We start from the raw sequence: 14,966 nt of genomic DNA on the forward strand, positions 1-14,966 counted from the left end.
ACTGAGCGTCAAGAACTCCATGATCACTCAGGCTCGTGCCTGCCTTGCGTTCGGGCCCGGCTGGGCAGCCCCGCCCACCATTTGCCGGTCGCTCTAAGGGACAGCCCTTAAAACGCGCTGGCCAGCGTGAGGCTTGATCCAGATGGCGAATCGCGAGCGAGGCCGGGGCGGGCGGCTTCCGGCTTGGCCTTTGGCCGTGTGGCGTGCCCTGCCGCCGAGGCGCATCCTGATGGCGAGACCGCCGCCAACGGGCCCGGCCCCGTGTCTGCCAGACACCGACTGACACCGGCCTGCGTCAGCCCGGTACGGCCGGACAGCAGCGCAGACGCTGCGCAGCCCGTCCGTCGCCCTGCGGAAGGGAGCGGGATGACAGTCCGATCGGCCGGGGATCCGGATCGCCCGGAGAGCTTCGGAGAGGGGTTGCTGGGCGGGCTCCTGGACCGGGCCCACGAGCTGCCGCCGCATCGGGTCGGGCCGGTGCTCGCCGACACGGTGGCGCGGCTGGGGGGACGGGATCCGCAGATCCTGCTCCAGGACTACGGGCAGCAGCGGCTGGTCCCCCTGCCGGGCGAAGGGCTGGCGGGCGGGGAACCGCAGCTCATCGACGGCTCCGAGGCCGGCCGGTGTTTCCTCACCTCGCGCCCGGTCGAACTCGTGCTGGCCGACGGCGTGCGGGTCCTCCTGCCGTTGCTGGACGGGGGCGACCAGGCGGGCGTTCTGGCCGTCACGCTGGACGCCGTCGATGACGACGACCGCCGCCTGCTGCGCAGGATCGCCGGTCTGATCGCCGACATGTTGCAGACCAAGAACGGCCATACCGATCTCTTCTTCCGGACCCGTCGCACCGAACCGATGAGCGTCGCCGCCGAGATCCAGTGGTCGCTGCTGCCACCGCTGACGATGGTGACGCCGCGCGTCACCGTCGCCGGCGTGCTGGAGCCCGCGTACGACGTGGCGGGCGACAGCTTCGACTACGCCCTGAACGGGGACACCTTCCACCTCGCCGTGATCGATGCCATGGGTCACGGTCTGGACGCGGCCACGATGGCCACCGTGGCCATCGGCGCCTACCGGCACGCCCGCCGGATCAGCATCGAGCTGTCCGAGATCTACCTCTTCATGGACCGGGCCGTGGACGAGCAGTTCGCACCCGACCACTTCGTGACCGCGCAGATGATGCGGCTGGACACGAACACCGGCCGCCTCCAGTGGGTCAACGCCGGACACCCCGCCCCCATTCTGATCCGCAAACACCACGTCGTAGGACGTCTGGACAGCCCCACGACCCTGCCGGTCGGCTTCGGAGGGGCGCAGCCGCAGGTCAGCGCCGTGACGCTCGAACCGGGGGATCGCGTCCTCTGCTTCACCGACGGGCTGATCGAGGAACACGCGAGCGGACAGGAGGAGTTCGGCGAGGACCAGCTGATCGACTGGGTGAACCAACTGGAGCGGGCGGACCGAGAGGTCCGCGCGGTGGTACGGGACCTCTCGCACACCCTCAAGCGGGCACGGGGCAACGCCACTTCGGACGACGCCACGCTGGTCCTGGTCGAGTGGCGCGGGTGACGGAGGGCCGTGCCGTGAGGTGCCGGTGAGGCGGCATGCAGGGCGGCAGGAGCTTCGCCGTACGGATCACGCCGGCTCCGGGCGGTGTGTCACCGGTTCGGGATGCGTGGCGACAAGGATCTCGGCGGCCCGGGTGACGTTACGGGCGTCGACCGCACGGGCCATGGCATCACGTGCCGCGTCGGGTGTCGTGTCCGGGGGCACCACCAGAAGGGCGAAGTGGTCAGTGTCGCCACGGGTGATGAGGACGGTGGCGTCTCCGACGGGGAAGGAGTCGAGGTGCACGACCCGGTCGTCGACGACCACACGAGCCGGGACCTCCTCCCAGGCGTCCGTGTCCCGGCCGACGCGCGTGACGGGGCCGAGGTGCGTGGTGAGCGCCCGGACCAGGGCGGGCAGCTCGGTCCCGACGGCACGGGAGCGGGGCCACCAGGCGCCGTCGAGGACGCCTTCGCGGGAGTGGGTCGTCCGCAGTCGGAGCAGGGCCGTGCCGGGATTCACCGCTCGGTGGATCTCGTCCGGAAGGAGCTGGGGAGGGGTGGGGGTATCGGATTCGGCCATGGTGGTCCGCCTGCCTGCGCGGGGCTGCCGACGCCTCATGGCCGGCGAGATACCGCCGTGGTCACACGGTACTCCGCGGGCCTGCGGTCATACCCGTGACCATCGGCCGGACGGCGTGCCCGGCGGGAAATCACCTGGTAAGAGTGGCTCGTCCGACCGCTGGGCGGAGTACGCTGAAAGTACCGGGAGTAAGTCGAGCACCCGCTCCCACGCGGACGTCGTTTCCGGCGATCATGACACTGGGCCGCCCTGCAGGGCGGCCCGGAGACGGGTCCGCGATCATGACCACCACTCTCGCACCCGCCCTTTCTGCGCGCCTGTCGCTGACACCGAAGACCACACTCGCCGGCCTCTTGGACGGCGCTTGGTGGCCTCGTTCGCATGACCTGGCCGCCGAACTTCCGCCTCTGGTCGACGCACTGGAGGAGCACTTCGGACGCATCACGCGCGTCGCGGTGAACCCCACCCGCTGGCCCGTCGTCCCGCACAAGGTCGCCGTCACCGGGCACACCGTGCACGTCGGCTGGTTCACCGAACAGGATCCCGACAAGATGATCCTGCTCTCCTACACCGTCGGCCGCTGCGACCTGCTGGTGATTCCGCCCGACACCGAACCCGCCGCAGCCGCCCGGCTCATGGCCGCCGCAGCGATCCCCGGCAGCGTCCTGGCCGCCGGTGCCCTGATGTCCGACGAGGTCGAGACCGGCCGCCGTATGCGGGACGCCCGCAGCAGCGAGGACGGCTGGGAGGCCGATGGCGGGGCCGCCCCCGGCGCCCCTGCGGCACCCACTCATCGGCGCGCGGATGATCCCCATGCCGAGGCACCTGCGGAGGTGACCCCATGGAAACCCTGATCACGATCGCCGTCATCGCCCTGCTGATCGCGCTCGGCACGCGCCTGATCCACCGGCTCAACGCCCAGCACGACGCCCGCATCGCGGCCCACCACTTCGGCGACCCCTTCCCGGCCATTCGCCGGCCGCCCGGCCACAGCCACCCCACGCCGACGGAGCAAGACACCTCGGCAGGGCAAGCCTCCCGCCGCAGGCTCACGGGCACCTGGCCCTGACCACCCCAGACCATTCCTCCGGCCGAAGGCCGCGGGTGGGGCACCCGACACCCGGGACAACCCACCCGCCGGCCCCTCGCTCGCCCTCCGAAGGGACCAGGCACCTTGTACCCCACCGACACCACGACCCTGCCCTCGGCCGGACACGCCGAGATCCGTATCGTCGCCGCCACCCCCGAAGCCGCCCGCGCGGTCGCCCAAGTGATCCGCCGCTCCTTCGCCGGGCCGGAACAGCGCAGCTACCCCGGGCCCGAAGGCGGCACACGGCTCCACCTCACCGTCGACACCGGATCAGGCGCGGAACCCGCCCTCTCCTGGCTCGCCACCAGCGGACCGTCCTCTCGCACCGGCACCCACGTCGACGAGGTGTGAGGAGCGCCTGCCGCTCCTCACCCGCATGAAAGGACTCGGTCATGGCGACACTCCGCGAGCGACAGGTCTACCGCGAACGGGTCCTGGCCGCCCTCTACGAAGCCACCGAAGGCAACCGTCTCCTGGGAATCCCGGGGCGGAAGCTGCGGAACGACCTTCGCATTCCGGAGGAGGACCTGGCCGCCGCCTGCACCTACCTCGCCGGCGAGGAACTGATCACCGTCGACTGGGAACCGGGCAACACCCCCGCGATGGTCTCCCTCACCCACCAGGGAATCCGGCGCATGGAGGCCGAGGAGGAAGAACGCGGCTGAGCCGGACCGCCCACGGGCCCGCTCTCCCTCTCGTCCTGTCCGGCCCGCGGTCGTAGAATTGAAGTGGATCGAGCACGCTCACGTGTGGCGATCCGGAAGGGCGGCCTCGGCGGAGTGAATGCGCTGGGGCCGTTGTGACGACCGCCGCCACGAGGCCCGCGCACCCGACGTCATGTCGCCGCCCAGTGCTGGTGACCCACCTCGCGCGCGAGGTCCAGTCCGAGGACGCGGTCGAGGAAGGCGAACGTCTCGAACTTGGCACCGGCCGGTACGTCGGCGCGCCTCGCCACGGTGACCAGCGCGTCCAGGACGGCGGGGACGCCGAGATCGTCCGCCAGCACGTCATGGGCGTGCCGCAGCACATCGGCAGGGATCGGCCGGGACGGCTCCTGTGCCCAGTCGGCCACCAGCTGCCGCCAGTCCCCCAGCGTCCGCCGGGCCCCTTCGAGCGCCGTACCGGTGACCGTGACCGGCGTGCGGTAGGCGTGGCCGAGCATCAGCAACCTCACGGCCAGTGGATCGGTCCCCTCCGGGGCGGCGGCGTCCAGGAGGTGGGCACGGTCCTGGGCGCCCCGAACCGGGCTCACCTCGATGAGGACCCCGCCGACCGCGTCCTGTGCCGCGGTCCCGTACGCGTGGACGTGTACGTCGGCAGCGGCGCAGAGCGTTCCGTTCAGATGGTGAACATCGACGGTGGCGGGCGGGTGGACGCCGAGAGCGGACATGGCGCGCTCAAGTGCCTCGGCCTGCTCGGGCGGCAGGTCCGGCGTGGTGAGGGACGTACGGGACTGCAGGCCGTGCAGCTCCGCTGTGCGCGCCAGTACGTCACCGACCAGGAGCGCCCGCAGGTCCCCCAGGCCGAACCCGACGTCGCCGGCCAACAGGTGGACGCAGATGCTCAGCAGATGACGGCGTACGGAGGGAATCTCCACGAGGCCGCCGGTACGGGTGTCGACGATACGCAGCATGATGCGGAGGCTAGTCGCGGAAACCGCCAGCACCGGGGAGGACCTGACCGGGCGCCCGACATCGGCAAGGCATCGGGCAGAAACGTGCCCCATCCGTGCCCTCAGCAGCGGATAACAGCGGTCGACACCGGTGTCCACGAGCCTGCGAGATGAGGTCGCCAGGGCATGTTTCCGCAGGTCAGACCTCATACGATCGAGGTGGGCGGCGGTGATTCCCAAGCTCAGAGCGCGAGTTCGATTCTCGTCACCCGCTCCATGAAGAAGCCCCAGGCCGACGACCCGGGGCTTCTTTGCTGCCTGGACCGGTCCAAGCATCGCGCACCACCTACGCACCACCTTGCCCCTCTTTCGGCGGCTCAGAGACCCCCACAAGCCGCCGAGGGAAGCGCTCGGCCATACCCAGGAGCTCAGCCACTTCCGGGACGGACAGACGCCTCTCACGCACGTCGCTCTCCTCGCTATGCCGCGCCGCGCCGCGCCGTGCCGGAACCCGACAGTCGGAACACTTCTGGCGTGGTCCCGCGTCCGGGTCTCGGTGTCCAGGAGGTACCAACCACTGCCGCCCCTGATGACCTGTCCGTCAGCATCGCCAGGCAGCTGATGACACTGCGACGGACCCGGACATGTTCACTCGGCTGTCCATCAGACCTCATCCGTCCAGGGGAAGAGAAACGATTCTGACCGTGGGGAAGGACTATGCCGTGCGGTGGGGTGGCACGGTCCGGTCATGAAGATGATCAAGATTCTCACCGCAGTTGTCGCGAGCGCCTGCCTCGCAGGCGCCCCCGTGGGCGAGGCGTCAGCGGCGCAGCACTGGAACAAGAGCGTGAAGTGTGAGGAGACCGACCCCGAGGGACGGGTGATCCCTACGCGTTACGGCAACGCCGATCTCGGCTGGAACCACTTCTCCGGCAAACACAACATCAAGAGGTGCCGGGTGGTCGACGCAGCTCTGGCCGGGAGGGTCGACAAGAAGAACGGAGGCAGACTCGAGTACTACGGGGTCGCCCGCAACCAGACCAAGCTGGTCACGATCGTGGTCATCGTGCAATACGCCCGCCGCACGTCCGATGGTGAGTACGACGCGGGCAGGGGCAAGAAGATCGGTGTCATCACGGCCTACTGCAAGGGCATGAACAGGTGCCCGGACTGGATCAACGAGTGAACAACCCCGCCGGGGAAACGGTCGAGCAGCAGGCATACATCACGCGCTTCCTCCTCGACTACACAGCGATGCCCCTTGCCAGGGGGACCTTCCTGCGCGGTGTGCTGCCGGCGCGGGATGCGGTTCGGGTCGTAACCGGAGCCGCCGGCACAGTGGCGCCACACGAACTGGTCGCCTATGAAGTCCCGTTGTCGGACGAGGACGAGGAGCCGGTGACCGCCCCACTGGTACTTGGCTGGACACGCACGCTCACATCCGGCCCTCTCCCCCACACGGACGCGACCGTGATGGGCATGCCCCTGGTCCCGGTGGATACCACCGTCCTCGACCCCGCCGACGCGACCAGCACGGATCAAGCGCTGCGCGTGCTGCGCACGCTGGCCTGGCCGTTCGTCGAGACCCCGCCCAGCCCAGCACTCTGCGGGTTCCTCTTCACCGGCCAGGACACCATGCGCCTCTACCTCGCAGTCGAGAGGGCCGACGGCCTGATCGCGGCCGACGTACAGCTCACCGGCGCGTTGACCGCCCTGCTGGCCGCCCTGCCCTCGCTCATCGGCGAAGAGGAACGCTGGGTGACAGACGCATCCGACCCCCACTGTGTCCACGTAGTCGACCTGACCACGTGGTAGCGACTGGACACACCGCACCAGGGCGCCCCGAGAGCTGGCCTGCTGCGTCCGAACAGCCGCATTCTGATGGTGCTCACTCGGCAATCATCATCGGCCACGCAGCCCGGACCGGGCAGCTTCGTCCGAGCGGTCGCACGTACGGGAGGCCGTGCCACAGCGTGCCAGAAGCGGCGGTAAACAGCGGTCACCAAGGGTGCCGACGGAGCAGCCTGGACGATGTCACCGGTGCGCGTTCCCACAGGTCAGACGCTATACACGGGACCAAGTACCGGGTGATTCCCAAGCTCAGAGCGCGAGTTCGATTCTCGTCACCCGCTCCAGGACCTCAAGCCCGGTCGGGGACATCGCCCCAGAGCCGGGCCTTGTGTTGTCCAGACCAATTCAGACGTCGCGCACCACGTCCGCACCACGTCGCCAAGACGCCCCTGACCCGCCCGGTCAGCTGTGTCCGTAAGTCCGAGCGAGTACGCACACGGCCTCAGCCATGACCCGGCGCAGTTCGTCCGGCGCGATGACCTCGACATCGATGCCGAGCCGCAGCAGCTCGCCACAGGCATGCTCAGTGCTCTCGGTCGGGATGACGGCCTCGGTCCAGCCGTCACCGCCAACCGCGGTTGCGGTAGCGTCGAATGCCCGCACCACCTCAGGGGGAACGTTGGCAGCCAGCCGCTCGCGCCCCCTCGGAGACAGCCTGATGGTGGCAGTACCCGTATAGCGCCGCGCTTGGAAGTCGTCCAAGTAGGACGACCAGTAATCACCCAGGACGAAGCCCTCCGGCCGTTCGAAGCGCTCGTCGCTCAACATCGCGTCGAGGACCTGAGTGATCCGGAAGGTGGCGGTCCTGCCGTTGACCGCAGCCACGAGGTACCAGGTACCCGACTTGAGCACCAGGCCGTAGGGATGCAGCCGACGGTCCACCTCCTGCGGTTCGCGCCAACGGCGGTATCGGACGTCCACCGCACGCCGGCTGAACACCGCGTCCACGAGCAGGGGCAGGTACGGAGTCGCCTCGGCTTCCCGGTACCAGCCCGGAGCGTCCAGGTGGAACACCGCGTCGGTGCGCGTCGCCTCTTCGCGCAGGGCTGTCGGCAGAGCGGCCAGCAACTTCAGTCTCGCTGCCGCCACTTCCGCGGCCAGCCCCAGGTCGGCGGCGGGCGTGGGCAGCCCGGCGAGGAACAGCACCCTGGCCTCGCTCTCACTCATCCCGGTGAGGTGAGTGTGGTAGCCGTCGAGCAGCTGATAGCCGCCGGTGCGGCCCTGCTCGGCGTAGACCGGGACCCCGGAGGCCTGCAGGCGATCAAGATCGCGGTAGGCGGTACGCACGGAGACCCCGAGTTCATCGGCAAGCCGCCGCGCCGACATGCGACCGCGGGTCTGGAGCAGCAACAGCATCGACAGCAACCGGTCGGCAGTCATACGAGGATTCTGCTCCAGAACACTGACAGGTTCTGGCACACATGGGCCCTACCGTCGGTCCAGGTCGGTCCACACGGCCCGAAGAACGCGAACGAGGAGTCCGCTGTGCCCAGAACCGACCCTGTCGGCCACCCTGCTGTAATCGAGCTTCGCCAGTACACCCTGCGCCCCGGCCGCCGGGACGAGCTCATCGACCTGTTCGACCGGGAGTTCGTCGAAACCCAGGAGGAGACCGGGATGATCGTCCTCGGTCAGTTCCGGGACCTCGACGATCCAGACCGTTTCATCTGGCTGCGCGGCTTCACGGACATGGAGGCCCGGCGGGAGGCTCTGTCGGCCTTCTACGACGGGCCGGTCTGGACCAAGCACGGCCCTCAGGCCAACGCCACCATGGCCGATTCCGACGATGTCCTGTTGCTGCGGCCCCTGGTGGCCCGGAGCGGCTTCGCAGTGTCCCCGTCCGAACGGCCGCAGGAAGGCGCCGCGGCCCCGGATCGGTTCGTGGCCGCTGCCTTGTGGCACTCCCCTCCGGGCCACCAGGACGGCGCCGCACTGATCCACAACGGTCTCGTCCCGGCGCTGCGGGAGACGGGGCCCGCGCCCCTCGCCGTACTCGCGACCGAGCCGGCGGACAACACATTCCCCCGGCTCCCGGTCCGCACCGGGGAGAACATCGTCTCGGTCTTCACCTCTTACGCGGACGAGGACGCTCACCGTCGCCACATCGCCGAGGCGATGGACCATCCCCTCGTACGGGACGAGATACTTCCGGGCATCGAGCGAGCGCAGGCCGCAGCTCCCCGGCTCCTCCGGCTGACGCCCACAGGCCGCTCACTCATCCGCTGAGAGACGGGGCGTCCTCTCTCCCCGTGGGACATCCCTCAGACCTCCTGAATGGTGCGTGCCATTCGCGTGGCACAAGAGCCCTTCCGGCCTGCACTAATGACACGCAGGGTGGCCCCGCCGACAAGAGCACCGCCACCACCGCCCTCCTTCTCACCATTCATCTCACGTGGCCTGCGTCACATGCGCGGTCGGGATGCTCTGCGCCCTTACACGTCAAAGGCTCAGAGCGATGCCTCGACTACGAGGCTCCGAGGCTTCCGGCACTGATGGCTCCCCGTAGGACGTGGGCGATTTCCTCGGGCTTGAGGTCGATGCCGTCGAGCCCCGCCATGGTCAGCGGAATCTCCTCCAGCGCGTATTCACCGCGGCCTTCGGCGCTGAACTCGGGACCGGTGCGGTCGTCGAAGGACCAGGTCGAGATGCGGGCGAGGTAGAAGATCTGGCGCTCGTCGTCGGACTCCATCGTGTGGAGGAGGCGGATGATGTCGGCTTTCCCCGTGATTTCCTCGTGGATCTCCCGGTGGAGGGCGGCCTCCCGGGACGCGTCGCTGGGTTCGACGCCGCCACCGGGCAGGACCCAGTATTCGGGGATGCCGGGCCGGGTACGGCGGATGACCAGCACCGTGTCGTCTGCGGTGACGAGGACGGCGCGGACTCGTTCCATCATTTCGGTTTGTCTCCTTGCTTGTTGGTGTTCTCAGTGCAGCAGCCAGCCGCCGTCGACGTGGACGGACTGCCCCGTGATGAACGAGGCGGAGGGGCCCACGAGAAACGCCACCAGGGCCGCGACATCCTCGGGCCGTCCACGGCGCGGAACACACTGGCGCTTGATCTGGTCCTCCGGCCGCGCACGGTGCTGGACGGGGAGGGTGTTCTCGGCCTCGACCTGGATGGCCCCGGGCATGACGGTGTTGACGCAGATCCCGTACGGGCCCAGTTCGCGGGCGAGGGAGCGGGTCAGTCCCAGCAGCCCTGCCTTCGCGGTGCTGTACGCGACGAGGTTCGTCCGGCCGGCGCGGGCGTTGACACTTGCCGATGTTCACGATCCGGCCCCAGCGGCGTTCGATCATGCCGGGGGTGAGCACGTGGCAGGCGCGGTAGTGAGTGGTGAGGTTCACGTCGAGGGAGTAGTTCCAGGCGGTCTCGTCGGTGTCCTGCCAGGCAACGCGGGGGTAGGAGCCGGCGTTGTTCACCAGGATGTCGACGGGTCCGATCTCGGCGCGGACGAGGCCGGCCATTGTCTGGACGCTGCCCGGATCAGTCAGGTCGGCGTTCACCGCGACCCCGGGGCTGTCCGCACGCTCGAAGGCTGCGAGGAGGGCGTGGGCGTCGGGGTCCTGGCCGAGGTGGTTGACCGCGACGGTTGCTCCGGCGGTGGCGAGGGCCCGTCCGATCTCGGCGCCGATGCCGGTGGCCCCGCCGGTGACGAGGGCGGTGCGCCCCTGGAGCGGCCGGGTCTGGAGAGGAGTCTCGAGAAGGGGCAGGGACATTGCTGCTCCGTTCGCCGGGGTGGGGGTGAGGGGCCGGTGTGGTGGTGAAGAAGGTGTCGAGCGTCGTGTGCGGGTCCTGGCTCTCGGCGAGTTTGATCAGGACGAGCAGGAGGTCGTGTCCGGTGAGCCGGGAGGGAGGGATGACGCCGAGGACGCGCAGGGCGAGAAAGGCACGGATCTCCTCCAGGCCGCAGCCGTTCTCCCTGCGAAGGCCGTCCAGGGCACGGGTGATGGCCGCAGCGCGGCCGGGGCCGGTGTTCCAGGAGTACCGGACGTCAATGTGGCGACTGCTCCGGTGCAGTTCCAGGTGCTCGATGCGCGGGCGGTCAGGGGCGACAGGGCGAGGCGGAGGGTGCGGGCGTACACGTCGGGCTGGTAGTGGGGGACGAGCCAGCCGCCCAGGGCCATCAGGTACCAGAGCAGGTTGGCGGCCTCGCCCGCGACGGTGTTGCGCCCGGCGAACTCGAAGTCGAGCCAGCACAGCGGGTCGGCGATGTTCGGTTCCGTAGGGTCGCCCTGCGTCAGGCCGGCGAACCTGCGGCGGTCGGGAGCCAGGGCATGGCGGAGGTTGTCGATGGTGTCGGCCACGTTCAACGTCAGCGGTCTGCCGTTGGCAGTGAGGGTGAAGTCCGCCAGCTCCCGGAGGGTGAGGGTCGTATCGGTTTGAGGCAGGGCGAGCGGCAGGCCACGGCGCAGGTACCAGCGGTCCAGCCGGCCACCGGGGCGGATGCGGTCGAGATAGAGGTCCGGGACGCACTCGGCCAGCGGCACGCTCTTCCCGGTCTCCTCAGCCGCTGCCCGCAGGTCGGTGCAGACGCCGTCCACGAGGCGGTCCAGGCGGGGCTGGACGGTCGGTTCGCGGTCGGCGAGGGCGATCACGTCGCCCATGAGCAGCTCACACCGGCCGGTGGCGAAGACATCCTCGTAGACGAGGAGTTGCCTGCCCGGTATCGCGATCTGTCCGTGAAGGGCCGGAACCGCGATGCGGGAGGCGAGCCGCACCCATCCCTTCGCCTCGGCTTCGGCCCGCTCCCGGGTCGCCACCGGCTTGTGGAAGACACCCGTTGCTGCCATGGACCGCCGGACGTTCGCGCTCACCGCGTCTCCCCAGGGAGGGTGTCCAGCCAAGCCCGGAGAACGCGGAGTGCGAGCGCTTCGGCAGCGAGCGGCTCGGTGCGGGCGGTGGTGATCAGGCTCGTGTCCTGCCGCGTGGCGTCGAGGAGGACGGCGAGGGCGTCGCTGTCGGAGGGGCACTCGATCCCACTGAGGCGGAGCTGGATCTTCGCGAGCAGCGCGGCGACCTTGTAGAGGGCGCGGAGGTCGGGGCTTCCCTTGAGGAGTTGGCGGCGGATCTCGATAGCGGCCTGGATGCCGTCGCGCAGGCTTACAGCGACGTCGGTGGCCGCGTCCGGAGCGGGCAGAGCCAGGCCGGGGGTGGACCACAAGGGGACCAGCGCCCCGCTGCCGATGAGAGCGAGAACGTGAAGGAGTCGAGAGGTGATGGCGCCGGCCCGGCACTCGGCCCGGGTCAGTACGGGGGTGCCGGGAGCGTTCCAGGTAGGAGGTGGCGAGGACGTCGGCGACCTCCTCGAACGGACCGGTGTCGAACCACTTCCTCTCGCACGCTCACGAGTGTGGGGTGCTCGACGTGTCCTACGGTCCGCGGGGGAACCCTGGAGTCAACGGGCTCGGCCTGGTGGTGCGGGTGCAGGAGGCCGCCGACGGCGTGGTGACCAGGCCAGTCATGGTGGGCCGTGCCTGGGCCGACCGGTGCACCGATGACTGGGAAGGCGCGATCCCGGAGTGTGAATGGGCGGGCCGCCAGTGGCCCTGTCCGGGCGGGACCGAATCCTGGCCCCCCGCCCGGCCACACGTACCAGGGCGGCTGGCGACCGCCCTTCTCACCTCGGCCCGACAGCCTTGGCCATGAGCACTCCCATGAACGGGGTGACCATGCAGCTGCCGAGAGCGACGACGGAAAAGGGCCGGTCAGGCCTTGAGGCCGGGCGGCAGGCCGCTGAACGTCCGCCATTTCGCGGTGAGCCCGCCACCTCGACGTCCGCCCCTGGTCACAGAGGCTGGCTCTCGCCGGTGGCCACCTGCCGGCCGGACGGCAGACCCCACTCGCTCCACGAGCCGTCGTACACGGCCAGGTCGCGGTACCCGGCCAGAGCCGCCCCGAGCGCAAGTACGCAGGCGGTGACTCCGGAGCCACAGCTGAAGCGCAGCCGCTCACGGCCCCCGGCCGCGGCGTCGAAGGCCGCGCGCAACTCGTTCACCGGACGCAATACGAATCCGTCGGCCAGGAGTTCCCCGAAGGGCAGGCTGGCAGAGCCGGGCATGTGGCCGCTTCGCAGGCCCGGCCGCGGCTCGGGAGCGGTCCCGGCGTACCGCTCGCGGGTGCGTGCGTCCAGAACGGCGGCGGCCGGGTCGGCGAGGGCCACGGTGACGGCTTCCGCGTCAACGATCAGGCCGGGCCGGGGCCGAGCGGTGAAGTCGCCTCGCGGACCGTCGTACGCGGCGGGCACGGGTTCGACCGGGTGGCCGCCCCCGGTCCAGGCGGGCAGGCCGCCGTCGAGCACGGCGGCCCGGTCGAAGCCCATGGCGCGCAGCATCCACCAGGCCCGTGCGCTGGAGTAGACGCCCTGTGCGTCGTAGACGACGACCGTGTCGGTGTCGTTCAGTCCGAGCGCGCGCAGCACCTCCATGAACTCCCGGGCACCGGGCATGGTGTGGGGCGCGGCGGAGGTGTGGTCGGACAGGTCGCCGTCGAGGTCGAACGGCCGGGCCCCCGGAATGCGCGCGGCCGCGCCCCGGTGGGCGCCGACCGAGGCGTCGAAGAGGACCAGGCCCTTCCCCCGCCGTGCGGCCACCCAGTCGGCGCCGACCAGCGGGCCGGGCAGTCCGACGGCAGGAGCGGTGGTGGTGGGTGTTGTCGCGCTCACGCTGTACCTCCGGAGGAATCGGCGGTCCGCCACCGGGTGTTGTCGGGGAACCAGGCCGCCACAGGTTCGGGGTTGGCCGCCATATCCTCCTCCGTGTCGCCGTCGACCACGAACCCGGCCAGGAACAGGCCGGGCTAGACCCCGTCGCGGAACTCCGGACCGACCTCCCCTGTCAGCGTCGCCTCGCGGGCGCACCGGACCGCCCGGTGCCGGTAACGAGCGCCGGTATCTCTTCCAAGAACACCCTTCCGTGGTGGGATGCGGAGCGCCCCAGTGAGCCGGTATGCGGTGGTCCCGAGCGTCGAGGGCCGGCCGCATTCCGCGTACAACCACTCCTCGTCCAGGTTGATCCCCAACGCGTGCCGAACCATCGAGCTGATCGTTCCACCGCCGGTGCGGCCAGCTGTCCCGCAGAAAGCCGGCCGGTCGTCGGGCGTAATCCAGAACTCGGCGTGGAAGGCGACTGCGGCATGGTCGGCATCTCCGCGAGGACCGCCCACGCCGACTTCACCAAACGGTCGTACGACGGGCCCTGCGGGGTGAGCCAGGGGTTGGCCACCCAGTCGCCGTTTGTTGTCCGGACCTCTTTGGCGCGTGCCATTCGTGTGCCGTCACTGCCTTTACCGAGGCTCGACCTTGAAATTTCGTGACGGGTGGGCCGATGGGCCGGCTGTCGCGTAGGTGTACGACGGGTTCCACGGATCTGGTGCTCATGCCGTCGGTGTGCTCGCGACCACTGACCACACCTGCGGCTGCGGCTGCCCGGTAGCGTCCGTCTGGACCCGCGCCGGGCGCGCGGCGACCATCGGCGGATGCCGACGGGTGCCAGCGGGTGCCGACGGGTGCCGACGGAGGTGAGGTTCCCGGAGGGGAACGCCTGACCCGGGCGCTCGCCGAAAGCCCGGCCGGCGCCGGGGCGGCGAAAGGCCTGGCGTGCGGGGTCGGCGGAACCGGGTAACGTCTTTGTCATGTTCTTCCAGACGCCGATTTACGAGTGAGAGCGTGATGGGCCCCTGCTGACGTCCCTCGATGTCGCCGCGCCCGTCCCCCACCGATGAATCCGTAGATCACTTCACATCATCCCGGGAGAACCCATGACCGTGAGCAAGAACATCAACAACCCCGTGGGCATGGGCGGCGGCCAGCGCAAGCGGCTGTCCCGCGCCGAACGGCAGAACAACGGTCCGCACCGCAACCTCGACCGTCAGGGTGCCAGCGACCGGAAGGCGGAGCTGGTGCGCAAGATGCGCGAGAAGGCAGGCGCGCCCGAGGGCACCGGGCAGACGGGCGACGACACCGCACAGAGCTGACGCGCCGCCGCCGCAGGGCGGCACCACGCGGGGCAGGGCCCGGACCGTCACGCACGGTCCGGGCCCTGCCGTCGTACCGGGGGCCCGCGTACGACTTGGCTACGTTCGTGGCGGCCCCGGTGGAGCACAGCACCGAAGCGCCGGCGGCTTCCCTCCGCGTTCCCCCACAGGCGGCCCGTCGGTAGCGGGAGCGACGATGGCGGACGGGCCGGACGGGCCGGACGGTGGTGCCCTCGACGCACGCCATCACGTCATCAGGACGCTTTCCTTGATGCTGACGTGGCTGCCGACCTTGCCGAACGCGATGGGGCGTTC

17 protein-coding genes and 1 pseudogene are annotated in these 14,966 nt (G+C 69.9%); 9 read left to right on the forward strand and 9 right to left on the reverse strand.

Features of this window, described 5'->3' with window-relative positions; translation table 11 throughout:
- Nucleotides 1–366 precede the first annotated feature (366 nt).
- The gene (locus ACIGJO_RS09535) at nucleotides 367–1,566 is read left to right on the forward strand and encodes a PP2C family protein-serine/threonine phosphatase (RefSeq protein ID WP_399954585.1); all 1,200 of its coding nucleotides are present in this window, start codon (nucleotides 367–369) and stop codon (nucleotides 1,564–1,566) included.
- A gap of 66 nt (nucleotides 1,567–1,632) precedes the next feature.
- On the opposite strand, the gene ACIGJO_RS09540 is transcribed toward ACIGJO_RS09535, so the two are convergent.
- Nucleotides 1,633–2,127: a DUF5994 family protein gene (locus ACIGJO_RS09540; protein ID WP_399954588.1), complete on the reverse strand. Its 495-nt coding sequence runs from the start codon at nucleotides 2,125–2,127 to the stop codon at nucleotides 1,633–1,635.
- Nucleotides 2,128–2,408: 281 nt separating this feature from the next.
- Here ACIGJO_RS09540 and ACIGJO_RS09545 point away from each other — a divergent pair, with 281 nt between their 5' ends.
- The 4 genes from ACIGJO_RS09545 (at nucleotide 2,409) to ACIGJO_RS09560 (ending at nucleotide 3,882) form a co-directional block, all read left to right on the forward strand.
- Nucleotides 2,409–2,981, forward strand: a complete 573-nt coding sequence (locus ACIGJO_RS09545) for a DUF5994 family protein (protein WP_399954592.1) — start codon at nucleotides 2,409–2,411, stop codon at nucleotides 2,979–2,981.
- Entirely contained in the window at nucleotides 2,969–3,196 is a 228-nt protein-coding gene (locus tag ACIGJO_RS09550) for a hypothetical protein (protein WP_399954594.1), read from the forward strand. The genes ACIGJO_RS09545 and ACIGJO_RS09550 overlap by 13 nt, the downstream gene beginning before the upstream one ends.
- Nucleotides 3,197–3,301: 105 nt before the next feature.
- Entirely contained in the window at nucleotides 3,302–3,568 is a 267-nt protein-coding gene (locus tag ACIGJO_RS09555; protein ID WP_399954597.1) for a hypothetical protein, read from the forward strand.
- A gap of 41 nt (nucleotides 3,569–3,609) precedes the next feature.
- Nucleotides 3,610–3,882 carry a hypothetical protein gene (locus ACIGJO_RS09560; RefSeq protein ID WP_399954599.1) on the forward strand — a complete coding sequence of 91 codons (273 nt, stop codon included), beginning with the start codon at nucleotides 3,610–3,612 and terminating at the stop codon, nucleotides 3,880–3,882.
- 170 nt (nucleotides 3,883–4,052) lie between these two features.
- On the opposite strand, the gene ACIGJO_RS09565 is transcribed toward ACIGJO_RS09560, so the two are convergent.
- Nucleotides 4,053–4,850, reverse strand: coding sequence for a hypothetical protein (locus ACIGJO_RS09565; RefSeq protein ID WP_399954602.1), 798 nt, complete (start codon nucleotides 4,848–4,850; stop codon nucleotides 4,053–4,055).
- Between the two features lie 727 nt (nucleotides 4,851–5,577).
- Here ACIGJO_RS09565 and ACIGJO_RS09570 point away from each other — a divergent pair.
- Complete coding sequence (locus ACIGJO_RS09570; RefSeq protein ID WP_399954605.1) at nucleotides 5,578–6,015, forward strand: hypothetical protein; 438 nt, start codon at nucleotides 5,578–5,580, stop codon at nucleotides 6,013–6,015.
- Nucleotides 6,012–6,644 carry a hypothetical protein gene (locus tag ACIGJO_RS09575; RefSeq protein WP_399954608.1) on the forward strand — a complete coding sequence of 211 codons (633 nt, stop codon included), beginning with the start codon at nucleotides 6,012–6,014 and terminating at the stop codon, nucleotides 6,642–6,644. Before ACIGJO_RS09570 ends, ACIGJO_RS09575 begins: the two co-directional genes overlap by 4 nt.
- A gap of 438 nt (nucleotides 6,645–7,082) precedes the next feature.
- Here ACIGJO_RS09575 and ACIGJO_RS09580 read toward each other — a convergent pair whose 3' ends face one another.
- The gene (locus ACIGJO_RS09580) at nucleotides 7,083–8,060 is read right to left on the reverse strand and encodes a helix-turn-helix transcriptional regulator (protein ID WP_399954610.1); all 978 of its coding nucleotides are present in this window, start codon (nucleotides 8,058–8,060) and stop codon (nucleotides 7,083–7,085) included.
- 105 nt (nucleotides 8,061–8,165) lie between these two features.
- Here ACIGJO_RS09580 and ACIGJO_RS09585 point away from each other — a divergent pair, with 105 nt between their 5' ends.
- Nucleotides 8,166–8,906 (forward strand): putative quinol monooxygenase, encoded by a 741-nt coding sequence (locus ACIGJO_RS09585; protein ID WP_399954612.1) that lies wholly within the window; start codon nucleotides 8,166–8,168, stop codon nucleotides 8,904–8,906.
- 238 nt (nucleotides 8,907–9,144) lie between these two features.
- Here ACIGJO_RS09585 and ACIGJO_RS09590 read toward each other — a convergent pair whose 3' ends face one another.
- From ACIGJO_RS09590 to ACIGJO_RS09615, 6 genes and pseudogenes are all read right to left on the reverse strand, one after another.
- Nucleotides 9,145–9,573, reverse strand: a complete 429-nt coding sequence (locus tag ACIGJO_RS09590; protein ID WP_399954614.1) for an NUDIX domain-containing protein — start codon at nucleotides 9,571–9,573, stop codon at nucleotides 9,145–9,147.
- A 30-nt stretch (nucleotides 9,574–9,603) separates the two neighbouring features.
- Complete coding sequence (locus ACIGJO_RS09595) at nucleotides 9,604–9,876, reverse strand: SDR family oxidoreductase (RefSeq protein WP_399955640.1); 273 nt, start codon at nucleotides 9,874–9,876, stop codon at nucleotides 9,604–9,606.
- 121 nt (nucleotides 9,877–9,997) lie between these two features.
- Nucleotides 9,998–10,396, reverse strand: a pseudogene (locus tag ACIGJO_RS09600) (SDR family NAD(P)-dependent oxidoreductase); the annotation flags it as partial.
- 96 nt (nucleotides 10,397–10,492) lie between these two features.
- Nucleotides 10,493–11,494, reverse strand: coding sequence for a hypothetical protein (locus ACIGJO_RS09605; RefSeq protein WP_399954616.1), 1,002 nt, complete (start codon nucleotides 11,492–11,494; stop codon nucleotides 10,493–10,495).
- Nucleotides 11,491–11,841, reverse strand: a complete 351-nt coding sequence (locus ACIGJO_RS09610) for a hypothetical protein (protein WP_399954618.1) — start codon at nucleotides 11,839–11,841, stop codon at nucleotides 11,491–11,493. The genes ACIGJO_RS09605 and ACIGJO_RS09610 overlap by 4 nt, the downstream gene beginning before the upstream one ends.
- A 624-nt stretch (nucleotides 11,842–12,465) precedes the next feature.
- Nucleotides 12,466–13,341 carry a sulfurtransferase gene (locus ACIGJO_RS09615; protein WP_399954620.1) on the reverse strand — a complete coding sequence of 292 codons (876 nt, stop codon included), beginning with the start codon at nucleotides 13,339–13,341 and terminating at the stop codon, nucleotides 12,466–12,468.
- A gap of 1,094 nt (nucleotides 13,342–14,435) precedes the next feature.
- On the opposite strand from ACIGJO_RS09615, the gene ACIGJO_RS09620 reads away from it, so the two are divergent.
- Nucleotides 14,436–14,651 carry a DUF6243 family protein gene (locus tag ACIGJO_RS09620; protein ID WP_399954622.1) on the forward strand — a complete coding sequence of 72 codons (216 nt, stop codon included), beginning with the start codon at nucleotides 14,436–14,438 and terminating at the stop codon, nucleotides 14,649–14,651.
- Nucleotides 14,652–14,966: the final 315 nt, after the last annotated feature.

It is taken from the genome of Streptomyces sp. NPDC079020, assembly GCF_044542225.1.
Lineage (GTDB): Bacteria > Actinomycetota > Actinomycetes > Streptomycetales > Streptomycetaceae > Streptomyces.

Excerpts from the sequence above, each read along its gene's own strand:
- ACIGJO_RS09590 (WP_399954614.1), bottom strand. The coding sequence starts at position 9,573 with ATGATGGAACGAGTCCGCGCCGTCCTCGTCACCGCAGACGACACGGTG.
- ACIGJO_RS09580 (WP_399954610.1), bottom strand. The coding sequence starts at position 8,060 with ATGACTGCCGACCGGTTGCTGTCGATGCTGTTGCTGCTCCAGACCCGC.
- ACIGJO_RS09545 (WP_399954592.1), top strand. The coding sequence starts at position 2,409 with ATGACCACCACTCTCGCACCCGCCCTTTCTGCGCGCCTGTCGCTGACA.
- ACIGJO_RS09535 (WP_399954585.1), top strand. The coding sequence starts at position 367 with ATGACAGTCCGATCGGCCGGGGATCCGGATCGCCCGGAGAGCTTCGGA.
- ACIGJO_RS09570 (WP_399954605.1), top strand. The coding sequence starts at position 5,578 with ATGAAGATGATCAAGATTCTCACCGCAGTTGTCGCGAGCGCCTGCCTC.
- ACIGJO_RS09565 (WP_399954602.1), bottom strand. The coding sequence starts at position 4,850 with ATGCTGCGTATCGTCGACACCCGTACCGGCGGCCTCGTGGAGATTCCC.
- ACIGJO_RS09550 (WP_399954594.1), top strand. The coding sequence starts at position 2,969 with ATGGAAACCCTGATCACGATCGCCGTCATCGCCCTGCTGATCGCGCTC.
- ACIGJO_RS09540 (WP_399954588.1), bottom strand. The coding sequence starts at position 2,127 with ATGGCCGAATCCGATACCCCCACCCCTCCCCAGCTCCTTCCGGACGAG.
- ACIGJO_RS09560 (WP_399954599.1), top strand. The coding sequence starts at position 3,610 with ATGGCGACACTCCGCGAGCGACAGGTCTACCGCGAACGGGTCCTGGCC.
- ACIGJO_RS09620 (WP_399954622.1), top strand. The coding sequence starts at position 14,436 with ATGACCGTGAGCAAGAACATCAACAACCCCGTGGGCATGGGCGGCGGC.